This is a genomic window from Brevibacillus sp. HB2.2, from assembly GCF_013284275.1.
GTDB lineage: Bacteria > Bacillota > Bacilli > Brevibacillales > Brevibacillaceae > Brevibacillus > Brevibacillus brevis_D.
Genome location: NZ_JABSUV010000136.1, coordinates 1 through 203 on the forward strand (window position 1 = coordinate 1; position 203 = coordinate 203).

1 protein-coding gene is annotated in these 203 nt (G+C 44.3%); it reads right to left on the reverse strand.

Features of this window, described 5'->3' with window-relative positions; translation table 11 throughout:
- On the reverse strand, positions 1 to 203 hold a 203-nt coding region (locus HP401_RS29635), incomplete at both ends, for an aldo/keto reductase (RefSeq protein ID WP_173607639.1).

Consider the following 203-nt stretch of genomic DNA (forward strand, 5'->3'; position numbering starts at 1 on the left):
GCTGCCAAAGTTGACTCATATCCTAAATCTGCATTCCATACTTTTGAAGTAACAAAAAGTTCCTCTCTGAAAATACCGGCCTCTTTCAGCCCTTCACGGATCCCGCGGCCTACTCCCTCTTCATTTCCATAAATAGCAGCTGTATCAATACTGCGATATCCATGCTTGATGGCTGTTTTTACCGCATTCTCAAGTTCTGGACC